The following is a 17,093-nucleotide window of genomic DNA, read 5'->3' as shown; positions in this document are numbered from 1 at the left end:
TAGATGTGGGCAGTCAGTTGGCCAGGGAGTTCCCCGATGCACACTTGCGTGTGGCAACCCCGCTATCCTGGACAAAACGTCTGTAGACCGGAGGCTTTGCGTCCCGACCTTTCGGTCAGTTTGCCAAATGACTAGATGGTTAGTGATGGGCCAAATGTTCGGCCATCAGCATTGTGCACCGCATTGATTAATTATTTGAAGTTGAATGTTTAAATGCATAATCCGGTGGCACAAAAAACGTTCTAACTGGCTGTTTTTAAATTGTTCTCTTGTTTATGAATGGCGTCGAATGCCGTTGAATATGCCGATAAGATGCATGCTTGCTGCGCGTTTTTCGGCTTAAAAAAACCTGCCAGCCGAGCTGGCAGGTCGAGTGACAAGGCGACACGGATTGACGCCATCAATGGCGGGCGCGCTGCTCGCTATTGGAGTGATGTAGAGTTGGCATCATAGGAGTCTTGCTGGACTCCTTGCCCAGTTTGAACACCGCAAGCCGCTCATCCAGGCTGCGGGAGAGACCGGCCAGCAGTTCGCTCTCCTGCGCCAGTTGCGAGGCGGACTGGGACATCTCGAGCGCCGAGTCGTTGATGCCGCTGACGTTGCGATTCATATCCTCGGCCACCATGCTCTGCTGTTCGGCGGCGGTAGCGATCTGGGTCGCCATGTCGCTCACATGCTGGATATGGTTGACGATCAGAGTGAGATCCTGACCCGCTTGTTGTGACTGGTTGACGCTGCTTTCGGCCAGTTTTCGGCTGGCATCCATGGCATTGGCAGCAGTGACGGCCCGTTGCTGCAACTGGGCGATGGTGCTCTGGATCTCTTCGGTGGACTGGCGGGTACGACTGGCCAGCTGGCGCACTTCATCGGCGACTACGGCAAAGCCACGCCCCTGCTCGCCAGCACGGGCGGCCTCTATGGCGGCGTTGAGAGCCAGCAGATTGGTCTGATCCGAGATGGAGCTGATGACGGCGGTCACTTCACCGATCTGCATGACCCCCTCTTTGAGCTGGTTGACCTGCAGGGTGGCCTGCTCCACCTCGGTAGCCAGCGCCTTGATGCCGTGCACACTGGCGTGAACGTCACGGTTGCCGAGGCCAGCTTCTCCGGTCGCTTCCTGGGTATCCCGCGCGGTATTTTCGGCATGCCCGGCCACATCGGAGATGGTGGCGCTCATCTCATTCATGGCTGTGGCGAGCTGGGCCAGCTGATCCCGCTGGCTGCTCACCGCCTGATTGGTTTGCTCGGCGGAGGCGGCGATGCGCAGGGCTGCATCGGCCACGTTGCGGGCACCCAGACTGGCCTCCAGCAGGGCGTGACGAATGGCATCGAGACTCTGATTGGTACAGCGGGCGACCATGCCCAGCTCATCCTTGCCATGTACCGGGATGCTCACCACCAGATCCCCCTGGGCGACCCGTTGCATGGCGTTGTTGATCTGGTTGAGGGGGGAGACGATGGAGCGGGTGATGCGCCAGCCCAGCAGCCCCATCAGCAGGGTCACAATGGCGGTGGCGCTACCCATCTTCATGTACTGGGCCCAGATGGTCTGCTGGATATCCTGCAGCAGCATGCCGGAACCGAGGATCCAGCCCCAGGGTTGATAGCCTGACACCATGGAGAGCTTGTCAGCAGTTTCGCCCGATGGGCCGCTCCAGACATATTGCAGGGTGCCCTGTTTGCCTCCCTTGGCAATATCGACCATCTGCAGCCAGAACTGCCCGGCGGTGGCACCTGTTCCTTCCCCCATGGTCTGGCCGACCAGCTCCGGCCGGATGGGGTGCACCAGCATCTGGCGGTTCTCATTGATCACGAACAGATAGTTGTTGTCGTCAAAGCGCATATTGGTCAGCAGCTTGCGTGCCTCTTGCTGCGCCTGCTCCATAGGCAGGGTGCTGGCCAGAAACTGGATCTGGCTCATGGCCTGGCTTAATACCGCATTGAGCCGCGCCTCTCGCTCACTCATCAGATTGCGCTGGAGCGCGTTGGCCGAGATGAACAGCAGCGAGACAAAACCGACAAACGCCAACGTGAGCAGCAAAAACAATTTGCGGCTCACGGTGATATCACCGAGCTTGAACATGACGAAACCCTCATTCCCTGTTGATTTTCTATGGCTCGTTACTGCGGCAGCCAATTGCTTGATGTAACAACTTATTTACTATTAACCAGTGGTCGCGCGCCCTTAAATGAGCGTTTTGACAACAGTATAGCCAGCAGACAGCACTCCCCATTTTTTGGTAGCGTGTTCAGGCGCATCCCTGCGCAATTTTTGCCAAAGAGTGTGAATCATTTGGCATTTCACTAAAAAAGGAGTGGGCCCCGCTGCGGGTGACCCCATAACAAGAGGGAATTTATGAGTTCCATTGCCAGGAATTACTTCAACCAGCTCAACGCCGACTATCTGCAGGTACACAGGCGCAAGGAGGATCTGTTCTGGTCCACCTATATGGGTACCAGCGACGATCAGGCCGGTTTTACCGCGGCCGAGCAGGCCTACAAGGCTTTTTGCGCCAATCCGGCCCGTCTGCCCGAATTGCGGGAGATGCTGGCGCAGGCCGACGAGGATGATATCAAGCGCGGTCTGCAAGGCTGGATCGCCTTCTTCGAGTGCAATGTGATTGAAGATCCCGCCGCTGCCGCCCTGATGGATGAGCTGGTGGCTGCCGAGGCGGCGCTGTTCGCCCGCCGCAAGGGGCTGAAACTGACCCTGCTGGATGAGCATGGCCAGCAGGTGGCTGGTAGCCTACCCGCCGCCAGTACCTCCCTTGCCGCCAGCCCGAGCGAGGCGGTGCGCCAGAGCGCGCTCGCCATGTTCCACACCCTGGAGCAGTGGGTGGTCGGCAACGGCTTTCTCGAGGTGGTGGCGCTGCGCAACCGCTTTGCCAGCGCCATGGGCTATCGCGACTACTTCGATTACAAGGTGCGCAAGAACGAGCAGATGAGCCCGGAGCAGTTGTTCGCCATCCTCGACGACTTCATTTCCCGCACCGACGCCCGGCTGCAGCAAAGCCTTGCCGAGCTGAAAGCGGCCAAGGGGGAGGCGGCCCTGATGCCCCATAACCTGCGCTACGCCATCAGTGGTGATGTAACCCGCCAGCTCGATCCTTATGTGCCCTTCTCGCGGGCGCTGAAGGATTGGGTCGAGAGCTTCCGTCGTCTCGGCATCCAGTATCGCGGGGCGACCCTCACCCTGGACTTGCTGACCCGGGAGGGGAAATACGAGAACGGCTTCTGCCACGGCCCGGTGCCGAGCTTCTTCCAGCAGGGGGAGTGGATACCTGCGGTGGTCAATTTCACCAGCCTGGCCGATCCGGCGCAGGTGGGCAGCGGCTGGAGCGGGCTCAACACCCTGTTCCACGAGGGGGGCCACGCCGCGCATTTTGCCAATGTCACCGGCAATGCCCCCTGCTTCTCACAGGAGTTTCCGCCCACCTCTATGGCTTATGCCGAGACCCAGTCGATGTTCTGCGACAGCCTGCTGGACGATGCCGACTGGCTCAAACGCTACGCCAGAAATGCGGCAGGAGAGGCGATCCCCGATGCGCTTATCAAGGAGATGATCGCCGCCCGTCAGCCGTTTCGCGCTTTTAACGAACGTCAGATCGCGCTGGTGGCCTACTTCGAGCGGGATCTCTACGCCATGGATGAGGCTGAACGTACTCCCGAGGCTGTGCTGGCGCTGGCCCGCAAGTGGGAGCGCAAGATCCTCGGTGTCGAGAGCCCGCGCCCGCTGCTGGCCATTCCGCACCTCCTTAATCAGGAGTCGGCCTGCGCCTATCACGGCTACCTGCTGGCGCTGATGGCGGTGGAGCAGACCCGCGCTTACTTCCTCAAGCGCGATGGCTACCTCACCGACAACCCGCGCATCGGGCCGGATCTGGCCGCCCACTACTGGGGGCCGGGCAACGGCATGACTCATGATGAGACCCTGCGCAGCCTGACTGGTGAAGGCTTCAGTGCCGTGCCGCTGGCCGAGGCGTGCAACCTGAGCGCCGCTGAGGCGTGGCAACAGGCGCAAGCCTGCATGGCCGCAGCCCAGCAGCGCCCCGCGGCTGGCGAGGAAAGCCCGCTCGATGCCCATATCCGGGTGGTCCACGGCGCCGAGCTTATCGCCGACAACAACGAGTCGGAAACCCGCATGCTGGCCGACTTCGAGGCGTGGATCGTCAACCATTACAAACCGGTTTCAGCCGAATAATCCGCACAGCTCCCGGTGATCAGGCCGGGAGCTGTGCTTTTCATGGTTATTCGTTGTCGTAACCGTGGCAGACGCTGCCATATTATTGGCAGGTGCGCGACATAGTTTGTCGCCTTGCCGATTGGGTCCGCATTTTGCCATCAGATATGTATTCATATGAACATGAATAGGAATTGCAGGCTGCAAGATAGTAGATTCACTGAGTTACGCTCTTTTGTCTTTTCTGTTAATAGTGCTTTTTGTAGTCATCTTTGTGCATAAAGATTGATCCATTCAACTATCTGCTATTTATTCTCATCTTTCCGGGTTGACTAAATTGTCCACAACTGCAAAATCGCCCACCTTGCCACCCCCGATGTGAGTCGGGCTCGGAAAGCTTCAGATCTCTTCCCCCCGAGATGGCTGAGCCGCACATGAAAATGGCGTCAGCTCTCAACTCTTTCTGCGCGTTCGCCTGCTTCATGCTATCCGTCGATAACGTTGACACTGCTGTTGTGCTGTCCGTGCAGGGCAATGCGCATCTCGCGACATTGCCTGAGTCTGCCGATGCATGGCAACAGGCGGGTCCGTTTTATTGGCTTGGTATCTATTTGTCAGTGAATGGAAAGAGGTTATTTCCCCATGATGAGCACGAGTGAACACCCCGGTCAGATTGCGCTGCTGGGAGGCTCGGTGGATCGTGTTGCCTTGCCACTTCTCGATCTGTCCTGCTGGGATCCATTGCAGCAGCCGGTATTACTGCTCAACCTGCCTGCAGATGAGCAGGACAGGGTATTGCAGGCTGTGCGGCGTGACCCGATACGTTATTTGCAGCCGGTATTTTGTGTTGTGAAGAGCCCGCTCTCTCCCATGTTGGCCGACGGTCTCCTGACACAGCTGGATGAACGGGCCTCTGACATGCTTGAACGGTTGGCGTTGTTGACCCCTCGAGAGCATCCGGATGACATGGAAAAGCTGGCTTGGTACAGCTGGCCTCGCTCCCATTTTCGCTTGTTGCCACGTTGGCAGGCTGGTTGCCGTCAGGGGTACAGCTATCCCCTGCTGGATTGCCTGCTGGGCAGCGAAGCAGGGGATGCCCTCCCGCAGCTGGTTGCAGAGCGTTTATTGCAGAGTGAGCAGCTGGTGGACCGGGTACGTCTTTGTCACAGTTGCAACTCGGCACATCTCAATTTTGTCGATGTGTGTCCCGAATGCGCTCATATCGCCATCCAGGCCAAGCCAGCTGTGCACTGCTTCACCTGCGGGCACGTGGATGATCAGGATGCATTCATGCGACAGGGTGTGCTGCGTTGTCCCAAGTGCGTCACGACTCTGCGTCACATCGGTGTTGACTATGACAGGCCCCTTGAGAAATTCCGTTGTTTGTCATGCCATGCCCGTTTTATGGAGGCTGCCGTCCAGGCGCGTTGCCATGAATGTGGCCAGGCGCACAAACCCGATGATCTGGTGGTTGCGCCCATCTATGAATATCGCATCGGCAAGCTGGCCCGCCACATCGCACGGGAAGGAACTCAACAACTGCATCTGCCGTTGACCTGGGGTACCCCTATGGCCATGGAGCACTTCCCCTGGTTGCTGCAATGGAACAATAGCTTGCTGCAACGCCATGGTGGCTGCCATACCTTGCTGGCTATCCGGGTTGAGCATCTGGCTGAGTTGCGTGCCGAGTTGGGCATGCTAAAGACTCAGCAGCGACTGGCCGCTCTGCTCAGCCGTTTGCAAGCTCTATTCCGTGATACCGATGTCGTTTGCCAGTATGCCGATGACCGATTGTTATTGCTGTTGCCGCATACGGATGCCGACGACTGGCGCATTCTGCAGGAGCGCATTCAGGCATTGAATCTCATCGAGGGACTGGATGCTCTGACGCTGGCGGTGAAAGTACAACCTTTGCCCGCCCTGTTGGGCGACGATACAGCGGTATGGCTCGGCCAGTGGCTGGATGGAGATAGCCCGGATGCATGAGTGGATGAATACGGTGCACTACATCCTGATAGAGATACTGGGTAGCCTCCAGTTTTCTCCCCGGATGATTCTGTTGCTGTTGCCCATGTTGCTGTTGATGGAGGTGCCACTGATGGCGCTGACGTTGACCGGGATCCTGAAATGGTATGCGCGCCAGCTTCCCATGGCATCTGAACTGCCGCGATCTCGGCGCTGTCCCAAAGTGTCTTGCATCATCACCTGTTATGGGGAAGGGGAGGCGATCCGCTCCACCATATTGACGCTCAAGGAACAGCTTTATCGCGGTCAAATGGAAATCATTGCTGTGATTGATGGCGCCAAGGCCAACGCGCATACCTATCAGGCTGCGCTCAATTGTGTTCGTGAATTCGAGGGGTGCGAGAACAGAAGTTTGGTCCTGCTACCGAAATGGCAGAGGGGAGGCCGGGTCTCCACTCTCAATGCCGGTCTCTCCGCTGCGACTGGCGAGATAGTGATGAACGCGGATGGAGATACCTCCTTTGACAACAACATGATCGATGAGATCGTGGCTTGTTTCGATGATCCTGATGTGCCTGCTGTGGGAGGGGCATTAAGGGTGCGAAATCTGAACGATGGCGTACTGACCCGGATGCAGAGCATTGAGTACATGATCTCCATGCAGGGGGGCAAGACGGGACTGAGCGAGTGGAACCTCATCAACAATATCTCGGGAGCCTTCGGTGCGTTTCGTCGTGATTTTTTGCGCCAGATTGGTGGGTGGGATACCCATACCGCAGAAGATCTGGATCTGACGGTCCGTATTAAGCATTACCTCAAACGCCATCCGGCTTTAAAGATAGGGTTCGCCCCTCGTGCCATCGGTCACACCGATGCGCCCGCAGACGTGATCACGCTTGCCAAGCAGCGTTTACGCTGGGATGGAGATCTGCTGTTTCTCTATCTGCGCAAGCACAAGCTCTCCCTGACGCCGCGTATTCTGGGCTGGAAGACCTTTTTGTTTACCTTGATCTACGGGGTGGCGCAAAACGTGGTGCTGCCCCTGCTGGTCATGGGTTATAGCTGGTGGTTGGTGCTTAGCTATCCGGGGCAGTTTGTCGCTGCGTTGATGATCTGTCTCTATCTGGTTTACCTGTTTCTTACCCTGGTTAATTTCGCCGTGTTTTTGCTGGCTATATCTGAACGCCCGGAGGCAGATCTACGTCTGCTGCCATGGTTGTGTCTTTACCCGGTGTACACCTTGCTGATGCGCTTGTGGTGCGCCATCGCACTGTTGAATGAGATGTTCCGGCGCGGTCATGAAGAGAGCAGCATGGCCCCCTGGTGGGTATTAAAACGAGGAAATAAATTCTGATGAAAGTCACATTCAATCCCCCCAAGAAGCAGGATGCCACGTCGGATGAAGGGATCCGGGTATTGTATGCCCCCGCCAAGCGTGTCGCCTTCAAGGCTCGCTGGTATCTCATCCTGTTACTGGCATTCAGTCCCGTTATTATTCTGCTGTGGTATCTGGGGCGCGAGTGGTGGCTGACCCAGGCGCCAGCCATCATTACCACCGAGCCGCAACTGGTTGTTGCCAATGGGGATGGCTTTATTCGACACATCTACACGGCTCCCGGCCAGGGGGTGTCACAAGGCGATGCCCTGATGCAGTTCGAATCTCCAACCCTCAAGGCCAACATGGCGGAACGAAAAGCGCGCAGAGCGGCCATCGAATTGAGCAAGGCTGAGGCTGAACAGGCTATCTTGCGCAATCTGGACGAACAGATTGGTATTGCCGAACGGGGGAGCCGGGAGCAGGAGGTCATCTATCAGGAGTATGCCGGTTATAAAAAAGAGAAGCTGGTATCCAGTGCAGAGTACGCAACGGCCCTGCTGAATTGGACTCAGTCACGCATAGCTCTGCAGAAGGCAAGGGCAGAGAAGATAGCGCAGGAACTGCAAATCAGTGAGGACCAACTGACCGGACCGCTAGCCAGTGCTCGTCACTTGCTCGATCAGGAGCTGACCGAGATGGAAGCGATGGCGTACCATCAACAGCCAAGAGCTCCGGCGACTGGCAAGGTTTCAGATGTGCTGGTACAGGAGGGGGATTGGGTATTCTCGGGGGCTCCTCTTGCACTTATCTCGAAGCGAGAAGACCCGCTGGTGATAGCCTATGTGCAGCCCAAATATCTCTCTTCAATGGCTCCTGGACACAAGGCTGTCGTCAAGCTGCCCAGCGGCGAGCGTCTGGCTGCCAGGGTCGCCAGACAGGTCGAGCTGGCGGACAAGTTGCCGGCTCAGTTAGCCGCACCGTTTGAAGGGGAGAAAGCAACCCTCAAGGTCGCACTCTCGCTGGATGAAAAATTACCCCCGAACCTGCAAGTGGAAGGGTTGCCGGTGACAGTGTTGTTTGATTGATGTCTATGGCGTTGTGATCCTGAATCGCAACGCCTTCTTTTGGGTTTCGGCCATAAAAGGTGGCTGGTGTATTGAAGCCCGCAATTGCCCCTCCCTTTTTCATTCATCAATGACTTTATTTCCGCAATGCTCGCAGATGGCATGTCGTTCAAAGCGATCCATGTTGGCCAGAAAGGGGCCGGCGGCCCAGCCGGTAATGAAGTCCTTGATAAACGCTTTGCGCTTTTGCGCCGGTGTCAGCTGCTGGCCAAAGGATTTGTCGACCAGCACCACGACATGGTTGGTCTCGCGCTGACAACTCGGGCAGTAGCGTTGTTCGGTGGATGAAAGCAAGGGGGGCTCCTGGTCCGGGGGAGTGGGCGGCAGGTTTTCCGCCGCAGATATGTGTCATCCCCATTTGATTCCTTTTGCAGGCAGGTCGTCAATCACGGCAGAGGTGGATTTTGCGCTATTCCCCATGAAGAGAGGGCCAGTCAGCAAGGGTGACCAGAGGGGCCAGCGGGCCCCTCTGCTGTTGCCGTTTGTCACACATTGCCACACAAGCTTCCCCCTCTGGCAAAGTCTTGTGACCGGACGGGTGTGCAATGGAGCCATCAGCAGGGCGATGAGGCCCTGCCGCGATGGAACCAGGGAGCATGTTATGACGAACAAATGGATGTGGTGGCTGTTGCCGCTGCTGGCGGTCGGAGTCTGGTGGCTCGGTTATGCGGGGGATGCCAACGGGGTGTGGCCCTGGCGCCATGAGATGTTGTTACTGACCGGCCTGCTGGGGATGACCTATATGGCGATTTCGTTGTTGCTGGCATTGCGCCTGCCGCAGCTGGAGGTGTGGTGTGGCGGTCTGGACCGGATGTTGCGATTGCACCGCCAGACGGCTATCGGTGGTGCATTGGCGCTGACCGCCCACTGGCTGCTGGTGGAGGCGCCCAAGTGGGCGGTCTCGGCGGGTTGGCTGAGTCGTCCCGCCCGGCGTGGGGCCAGTGCAGCTGGAGCTGGCGCAGGTAATGACATCTCGCTCCATGCCCTTGGCAATACCCTTGGTGAGTGGAGTTTCTATCTACTGATCGCGTTGGTGGTAGTGAGCTTGCTGGCGCTGGTGAGTTATGGCCGTTTTCGGCTGATCCACCGGCTGGCCCCGCTCATCTATCTGGCGGGGTGGGGACACGGGCTCTGCCTGCTGCCTCAGGTGGGAGCCATGACGCCTGTTGGGGTATCGATCTGGTTGATCGGCGGGATCGGTGCTATCGGGGCCCTCTACTCCCTGCTGGGACAAGTGGGGGCGCGGGATCGCCATCCCGGCCGGGTCATTGCGGTGCGGGCGTTGGCGGATCACACCTGCGAGCTGACCATGCAGTTGGAGAGGCCGCTCGCCCATTACCGCCCGGGTCAGTTTGCCTTTTTCGAATTTGACGCCAAAGAGGGGCCGCACCCCTTTACCCTGGTGCGGGTGTCGGCGGATCGGCGCCAGCTAGTGATCGCGGTACGGGCGCTCGGGGATCATACCCGTCAGCTGGTGGCAGAGGCGCGCATCGGGGATGGGGTGGTGGTGACCGGCCCCTATGGCGCCTTTGTTGCGCCACAAGGGGGAGGTAGAGCCCTCTGGCTGGGGGCCGGGATAGGTATCACGCCATTTGTCGCCTGGTTGGAGGGGCTGGCTGCCCGTGGGGAGCGCGGCGAGGGGATCACCCTGATCCAGTGCGCGCCGGATCTGGCGGGGGCTGTCTACCACCGATGGTTGGCCGAGCTCTGTCATCGCACCGGTGTGTGCTATCAGCTGCATCTGGACAAGGCGGCCGGGCGGCTGGATCTGGCTCGCATCGCGCAGGATGCGCCCGAGCAGGTGTGGTTTTGCGGGCCGGAGGGGATGGCAGATGCCCTGACCCGGCTGTTGCCGGACGGGCATCTGCATCGCGAGCTGTTTCGCTTTCGTTGAGCTTGATGGGGGCCGTTATTTGGCGCTGGCTGGCAACTGCTTTAGGGCGGCTTGTACTGCCGCCTCCAGTTGCGGGTCGCGTCCAGCCACCATGTCAGCCGGAGTGAGGGGCACCTGCAGATCCGGGATCAGCTCCTGATTCTCGTAGAAGGTACCGTCCGGTTTGCGCAGCCCCAGGGTCGGAATGCCGTAGGAGAGGCCCGGGATCAGCCGGGAGTCGTGGCTGTAGACCATGGTGCCGGTGCCGGGCACCGGATCGCCGACGATGGGGCCGACCTTGAGGGTGCGGTAGTACTCGGGGAAGGCGGAGCCTTCCGAGTAGCTGCCAGCGTTGACCAGCACCACCGAAGGCTTGGTCCACTGGCGAGTGGCGGCATCGGTTTCCCCCTTGCCCTGACGGGGCCAGCTGCTGGCCATCCCCTTGGCGCTGCCGCTGCCGGTCAAAAACTCCACCAGGGTATTGGCGAGATAGCCGCCGCTGTTGAAGCGGACATCGACGATCAGCGCATCGCGATTGCGCTGTCTGCCGAGGGCATCCGCCACCACCGCATCGTAGACCTCGCTATTCATTGCCGGCAGATAGACGTAGCCGACCCGTCCTCCGCTCAGCCTGGCCACCAGCTCCCGCCGTTTCTCAATCCAGCGATCCTGTTGCAACTGGTACTCCTGCTGCTTGTCGATGGCGGTGAGCACCACCTCGTCAGTTTGCTTATTGCCCTCCTGCTGGAAGGTGAGGGCTAGCCGGGCGCCAGCCTGATGGTTGAGGGCCCGATCCAGCTCGGTCAGATTGGCAATCGGGATGCCGTTGATGGCGAGCAGGCGGGCGCCCGAGGCGATATCGCTCTCCTGATCCAGCGGGCCGCCAGAGAGCAGGGCGGTGAGCATCACCCCCTGCTCGCTATTCTGCCAGTAGCCGCCCAGGCTGGCGGTCTCGTCCGCCATGCGCGGGAAGGGGGCGGGGCCGCTGCCCCAGGTGTGGGAGACATTGAGCTCGCCAGCCAGCTCCGCCAGCAGGTTGCCAAAGTCCCGCGGGTTGCCGATGCCCGGCAGCAGGCGGCGGTAAGCGGCGACATAGCTATCCCAGTTCACCCCGTTCATATCGTCCAGATAGAACTCGTCCCGGGTTAGGCGGGCGATCTGATCGAAGGCGGCGGTCATGCGTTCCTGCCAGCGGCTGGTGGGCTGCAAGGCGAAGGGGGCGCTGGTGGCCTCGCCGGAGTCGAGGTGGATCCGGGTGATCTCCCCATCCCGCACCAGGGTAGCCAGGGTGCCCTGCTGGTTGAGGCTTGCCAGCGCTGGGCCGGGCTGCTCGCCAAACAGTTCGCTGGTTTTGCCTTTGCGCAGATCCTGGCTGTAGCCCTTGATCTCGCTCTCGCTGTTGACCCCCATCTCCTCCACCAGATAGATCAGCTGGTCGCCGATGATGCGGCTGGCGAGCAGGGTACCGGTGGGTTGCAGCAGCAGCGCTTCTCGATGGTTGAGACGATCGCTCTCAAAGCCGTATCCCCCTTTCGGCGGCTCCAGCTCGGCAATGGCATCGGCTCTGGCGGCGCGGCTGCTGTAAATGCCGAGCAGGTTGGTGACGAGGGGCTCGCCATCGGGCCCCAGTGCGCCAAATCGGGTCGATTGCCAGTAGAGGATGGCGCCATCCTGACTCCAGCCCGGTTGCCCATCCTGATAGCCGTTGAGGCTGACATTGACCGGTTTTGCCTTGGGATTGGCCGTGTCGATCACCGCGATCTCCTGCTCTGCCGCATCGGGGCGGAAGGTGAGCGCCAGATGGCGGGAGTCGGGGGCAAAGGCGAGATGCACCTCGTGGCGAGACGGGTTGAAGCTGGCAGGCACCAGCTCCCGCTGCTTGTTGCTCGCCAGATCCAGCAGGTGGATGGCCTGGCCATCTACCACGAAGGCGAGCTGCTTGCCGTCGGGGGAGAGCACCGGACGGCTGATCCCCTTGCCGGGAATCGCCAGCAGCAGGCTCTCGGTCAGAGTGCCGGGATCGCTGAACAGCAGATCCGGATCCCCCTTGCGCAGGCGATAGAGGGCAGCGTGCCCCTGCTGCTCCGACAGATAGATGAGGGCGCGGCCCTGCTCGGCGAAGAGGGGGCTGGACTGCTCGCTCGGATCTCGGGTCAGCTGGCGCACCCGCTCCCGCTCGGGGTCGACGGCAAACAGGTTGCCCTCGCTCACCAGGATCTGCTCGTCCGCCTCTTCGCTGACCAGCGCTTCGTCTGCCAGGGTCAGGGTCTCGCTCGCCTCATCCGGCGTGCTCGCCACTTGCGGGGTGAGGGTCAGCTTGCGTGGCTCGCTGCTACCGGCATCGAGGCGATAGAGTTCACCCAGCCATGACCAGACCAGATCGCCATTGCGAGAGGCGCTGAGCCCCCGCACCGGATGGCCCTGATAGTGGGTCAGCTGTTGCTCCTTGCCGCTGGCGAGATCCCGACGCCAGACGTTGAAATCGCCGCTGCGCTCGCTCAGGTAAAAGAGGGTATCTCCCTTGTCGCTCCAGACCGGATCGGTGGCCGCCACTCGATCTTCGGTCAGCTGCTTGTGCTGCTTGCCATCAAACAACCAGAGACGGGGCACCGCAAACGAGTGCTGATGCTTGCGAAAGGGTTGATCCGCCGCGGGCATCTGATAGGCGAGCCGCTCCCCGTGGGGGCGGGCGAGAGTTGCAGGCAGCGGCAGATCGGCCTGCAAGGTGCCGCCGGTGATCGGGGTCCAGTAGAGCTCGCCCCATTGGTAGCCTTCCGCGATAAAATGGTCGGCATCGGGCGCACCTAGGCGCTGGCTGCTCAGCAGCAGTCGTTTGCCATCGGCGCTGAAGGCTTGCGGCAGATCGGTGCGCGAATCGCGGGTGAGGCGCACCATCTCGCCGCCATTGGCAGGCACCACGAACACATCCTCGTTGCCGTAGAGATTGGCGGCAAAGGCGAGCTGTTTGCCATCCGGCGACCAGATTGGCCGCTGGCTCAGGTAGTCGCTGCCGGTGAGCGCCGTGGCGGGGCCACCCCCGGCACTGGCGACAAAAATGCGCCCCTGCCAGGTGAAAGCAAGCTGCTTGCCATCGGGGGAGAGGGCGGGCTCGCGCAGCCAGAGTGCATCGGCGGCGACACTGGCGGGTAGCCAGAGCAGTGCGCTGACCAGCAGCAGGCGGGTCAGCGAAGAGTTCGGCAAGAAGTGCAGAGGCATGATGTCATCCTGAATCAGGTTCAATTGTTACATATTTACCGAACTGCGGCATCATGGCTAGCCAGAAAGTGTAAGCTATGTTTTTGTTTTTATTGTCAATTAGTCATGTTTGCGCAGGTCGTTCATGGACCATTCACCGTTCGCAGCCAAGATATGTTTTATTGGGTCTATTGAGTATTGATGGCGATCCAATATCATGGCGCTCGCTCGCCAACGGGCGAGCCTATTCAGATGATGTGACAACCATAAAAAGCCCTGCCAGAGGCTTGTCGAGGGATGGAATGAGAGCCGTATTGTTGTGTGTGCTGGGGCTGTGGCCCGCGCTGAGTTTTGCCTTTACCGAAAAAGCCGATTTGGTGGTGGTCAAGAAGTCTACCTACAGCCTCACCCTGATGAAGGATGGCAAGGAACTGAAGCGCTACTGGGTTGCACTGGGCCCGGCTCCCAAGGGGCACAAGCAGCGGGAAGGGGATCAACGTACCCCGGAGGGGCGCTACACCCTGGATTACAAGAAGAGCAACTCCGGCTTTTATAAAGCGATACATATCAACTACCCGAATCTGGACGATATCAAGCGCGCCAATGAGTTGGGGGTGAACCCGGGTGGCATGATCATGATCCATGGTCAGCTTAACCGGATGGGTAACCGTCGGGTACAGCCCTCCAACTGGACCAACGGTTGTATTGCGGTACTTAACCACGAGATGGATGAGCTCTGGAATGCCATTGACCCGGGTACGCCCATCATCATCGAGCCCTGATCCGCACAACGGGGGCCTTGTCGGCAGACAAGGCCCCCGTTGTGTTCTGGTTGTGATCCCCTTTAACGGATGTCTTTTTGAGACATTCGCATTGTTGTGAATGTCACTTCAAAAAAAGCCTGCAAATGGTGAGGATATGTGCTCTGTCCGTGAAGGAGTGTCCCATGTCTTTGACCGAAACCTGTCAGCGCATCGTGCGCGATCCCCATCTCTCCGCTGCTCAGAAGAGCCACGCACTGGCGCTGGCCGCCGAGAATGCGTTGCCCTACCCCGACCTGCCTGCCGCAGTCGCCGAGGCGATGGAGCTGGGATTTATCTGCGACATGTTCGAAGGGCATGCCCCCTACAAGCCGCGTTATGTGCTGCCGGACTATGAAAAATTCCTGACTCAGGGCTCTGCCTGGCTGGAGCTGACGGCGCCGCAGGATTTCGACGAGGCGCTCAACGCCCTGCGCATCCTCTATCACCATGTCCCCTCCGTCACCGGCATGCCGGTCTGGCTGGGACGGCTCGACCATCTGCTGTTGCCGTTTGTCGGGGAACTGGATGACGAGAGCCTCTATCGCAAGCTGAAGGGGTTCTGGGTCTATCTGGATCGGGTGCTGCCGGACGCCTTCATGCACGTCAACATCGGGCCTGATGACAACCGCATCTGCCGCCTGATCCTGCGCATCGACAACGAGCTCAAGCAGGTGGCGCCGAACCTCACCTTCTTCCACGATCCGGAGCAGACCCCGGACAGCCTGCTGCTGCAGGCGGTGAAGAACATCGCCGAGTGCAGCAAGCCGCACATCGCCAACTACCCGATCCATCGCGATACCTTTGACCAGCGTGGTTTTGGCATCGTCAGCTGTTACAACGCCTTGCCGCAGGCCGGTGGCGCCAATACCCTGGTGCGCATCTCCCTCAAGCGGGTCGCCGAGCAGTGCCAGGGGATCGATGACTTCCTCGGCTGCCTGCTGCCCCACTACTGCCGTCTGGCCTCCCAGTTGATCGAAGCGCGGGCCGCTTTCTTGCATCAGGAGTCCGGCTTCTTCAACAGCTTCCTGGTGAAAGAGGGGCTGCTGGATGAGGATCGCTTCGTCCCCATGTTCGGCATCTACGGCATGGCGGAAGCGGTCAATATCCTGATGGATAAAGAGAATCTGCCGGATCGCTATGGTCACGGCGAGGAGGCGAACCAGCTTGGCTATCGCATCTCGGCCCAGCTCTCGGAATATGTCACTGCGACGCCGCAAACCCATGCCTGGGGTGGTCGCGCCCTGCTGCACTCGCAAGGTGGCCTCAGCATCGATGTGGCAGTCACCCCCGGGGTGCGCATCCCCTACGGGCAGGAGCCGGATCCGGCCAGCCATGTGCTGGCGCTGGCGCCGCACCACACTTATTACCATTCGGGGATCAGCGAGATCCTCACGCTGGATCCCACCATCCGCCAGAACCCGCAGGCACTGCTGCAGCTCTGCAAGGGAGCGCTCGCTATCGGTATGCGCGAGTTCACCGCCAACGTGGCCGACAGCGATCTGGTGCGGGTGACCGGCTACATGATCCGCAAGAGCGACGTGGCTCGCTTCGCAGAGGAGGGATCGCGCTTGCAGACCACCTGTCTCGGTGCCGAGGCGAGTGAAGTGACCGCCATTCGTCAGCGGGCTCCGCGGGTAGTCGCCCACGAATCGACCATCGGCGAGTATTGAGTTCGCACCGATGGCTGATGTCTTGCCAACACGCAGCGCTCTGGTGAGCAGGGTGCTGTCGTTCTCCTGTGTCGACGGGCCGGGCAACCGGCTGGTGTTGTTTCTGCAGGGGTGCAACTTTCGCTGCCCCGGCTGCCATAACCCGCACACCATAGGGCTGTGCGACGATTGCGGCGACTGCCTTGCGGTCTGCCCGAGCGGTGCCCTCTCTCTGGATGAGGGTCACTCTGGCGAGCACAGAGTGCGCTGGCAGGCGGCGCTCTGTACCGACTGCGACGCCTGTCTGGATGTCTGCCCGCGCAGTGCCAATCCCAAGACCGCCAGCATGACGGTGGCCGAGGTGCTGGCCCTGCTGCGCCGCTACGGCCCATTGCTGAGCGGGATTACCGTCTCAGGCGGTGAGGCGACTACTCAGCTCCCCTTCGTGGTTGCGCTCTTTACCGCCATCAAGGCCGCGCCGGATCTGGCCCATCTCACTTGCCTGCTAGACAGCAACGGCTCGCTGGCCGAGAGCGGTTGGCTGCGGCTATTGCCGGTGCTCGATGGTGCCATGCTCGATCTCAAGGGGTGGCGTGACTCGGTACACCTCTCGCTGACCGGTTACAGCCGCGAACGGGTGCTGGCATCGCTGCAACTGCTGGCAAGTCACAGCAAGCTGACCGAACTGCGGCTGCTCCACGTGCCGGGCAAGAGCGATTTTCTGGATGCGAATGGTGAGCTGGACGCGGATCTCGCCGCCTTCTTGCAGCAGCTGGGGCCTGTGCCCATTCGCCTCAATGGCTTTCGCCACCACGGGGTACGGGGGGAGGCGAGGTTTTGGCCAGAGGCGACCCGCAGCGAGCTGGAGTGGCTGGCGAGTCGGTTGCGTGCTGCGGGAGTGGGGGCGGTGACCTTGCCACCGCTGATCTAAAGAGGTCTGATCGATTCCCTTGCTGTGTAGTAAAAGCACACAACTGTGACTTCTG

The 17,093-nt window shown here is 59.9% G+C and carries 11 protein-coding genes and 1 riboswitch; of the genes, 8 read left to right on the top strand and 3 right to left on the bottom strand.

Going from position 1 to position 17,093, the window contains the following annotated elements:
• Positions 1-49: 49 nt before the first annotated feature.
• Positions 50-135, bottom strand: a riboswitch (cyclic di-GMP riboswitch).
• A gap of 265 nt (positions 136-400) precedes the next feature.
• The gene (locus G5179_RS09470) at positions 401-2,083 is read right to left on the bottom strand and encodes a methyl-accepting chemotaxis protein (protein ID WP_216952126.1); all 1,683 of its coding nucleotides are present in this window, start codon (positions 2,081-2,083) and stop codon (positions 401-403) included.
• Positions 2,084-2,356: 273 nt separating this feature from the next.
• On the opposite strand from G5179_RS09470, the gene G5179_RS09465 reads away from it, so the two are divergent.
• The 4 genes from G5179_RS09465 to G5179_RS09450 all read left to right on the top strand — a co-directional run bounded on the left by G5179_RS09465 (position 2,357) and on the right by G5179_RS09450 (position 8,548).
• The gene (locus G5179_RS09465) at positions 2,357-4,201 is read left to right on the top strand and encodes a M3 family metallopeptidase (RefSeq protein WP_421258259.1); all 1,845 of its coding nucleotides are present in this window, start codon (positions 2,357-2,359) and stop codon (positions 4,199-4,201) included.
• Between the two features lie 621 nt (positions 4,202-4,822).
• Positions 4,823-6,166, top strand: coding sequence for a diguanylate cyclase domain-containing protein (locus tag G5179_RS09460; RefSeq protein WP_227341458.1), 1,344 nt, complete (start codon positions 4,823-4,825; stop codon positions 6,164-6,166).
• Entirely contained in the window at positions 6,159-7,499 is a 1,341-nt protein-coding gene (locus G5179_RS09455) for a glycosyltransferase family 2 protein (protein ID WP_323912496.1), read from the top strand. The genes G5179_RS09460 and G5179_RS09455 overlap by 8 nt, the downstream gene beginning before the upstream one ends.
• Entirely contained in the window at positions 7,499-8,548 is a 1,050-nt protein-coding gene (locus tag G5179_RS09450; RefSeq protein WP_216952122.1) for an HlyD family secretion protein, read from the top strand. Before G5179_RS09455 ends, G5179_RS09450 begins: the two co-directional genes overlap by 1 nt.
• A 99-nt stretch (positions 8,549-8,647) precedes the next feature.
• Here the strand turns inward: G5179_RS09450 and G5179_RS09445 are convergent, their stop codons facing one another.
• A complete protein-coding gene (locus tag G5179_RS09445) occupies positions 8,648-8,881 on the bottom strand; it encodes a hypothetical protein (RefSeq protein ID WP_319919530.1) in 234 nt (77 codons plus the stop codon).
• 307 nt (positions 8,882-9,188) lie between these two features.
• Here G5179_RS09445 and G5179_RS09440 point away from each other — a divergent pair, with 307 nt between their 5' ends.
• On the top strand, positions 9,189-10,481 hold the full coding sequence (locus G5179_RS09440; protein ID WP_421258258.1) for a ferric reductase-like transmembrane domain-containing protein: 1,293 nt from the start codon (positions 9,189-9,191) through the stop codon (positions 10,479-10,481).
• Between the two features lie 15 nt (positions 10,482-10,496).
• Here the strand turns inward: G5179_RS09440 and G5179_RS09435 are convergent, their stop codons facing one another.
• Positions 10,497-13,676 (bottom strand): S41 family peptidase, encoded by a 3,180-nt coding sequence (locus G5179_RS09435; RefSeq protein ID WP_421258257.1) that lies wholly within the window; start codon positions 13,674-13,676, stop codon positions 10,497-10,499.
• 281 nt (positions 13,677-13,957) lie between these two features.
• Here G5179_RS09435 and G5179_RS09430 point away from each other — a divergent pair, with 281 nt between their 5' ends.
• From G5179_RS09430 to G5179_RS09420, 3 genes are all read left to right on the top strand, one after another.
• The gene (locus tag G5179_RS09430) at positions 13,958-14,437 is read left to right on the top strand and encodes a L,D-transpeptidase family protein (protein ID WP_227341454.1); all 480 of its coding nucleotides are present in this window, start codon (positions 13,958-13,960) and stop codon (positions 14,435-14,437) included.
• Positions 14,438-14,601: 164 nt separating this feature from the next.
• The gene (locus tag G5179_RS09425) at positions 14,602-16,128 is read left to right on the top strand and encodes a YjjI family glycine radical enzyme (protein WP_421258256.1); all 1,527 of its coding nucleotides are present in this window, start codon (positions 14,602-14,604) and stop codon (positions 16,126-16,128) included.
• Between the two features lie 10 nt (positions 16,129-16,138).
• Complete coding sequence (locus G5179_RS09420) at positions 16,139-17,038, top strand: YjjW family glycine radical enzyme activase (protein ID WP_376889284.1); 900 nt, start codon at positions 16,139-16,141, stop codon at positions 17,036-17,038.
• Positions 17,039-17,093 lie beyond the last annotated feature (55 nt).

The organism is Aeromonas sp. 600886 (assembly GCF_049174935.1).
GTDB classification, from domain to species: Bacteria; Pseudomonadota; Gammaproteobacteria; order Enterobacterales; family Aeromonadaceae; genus Aeromonas; species Aeromonas veronii_A.
This window is presented reverse-complemented; position numbering and strand designations above follow the sequence as displayed.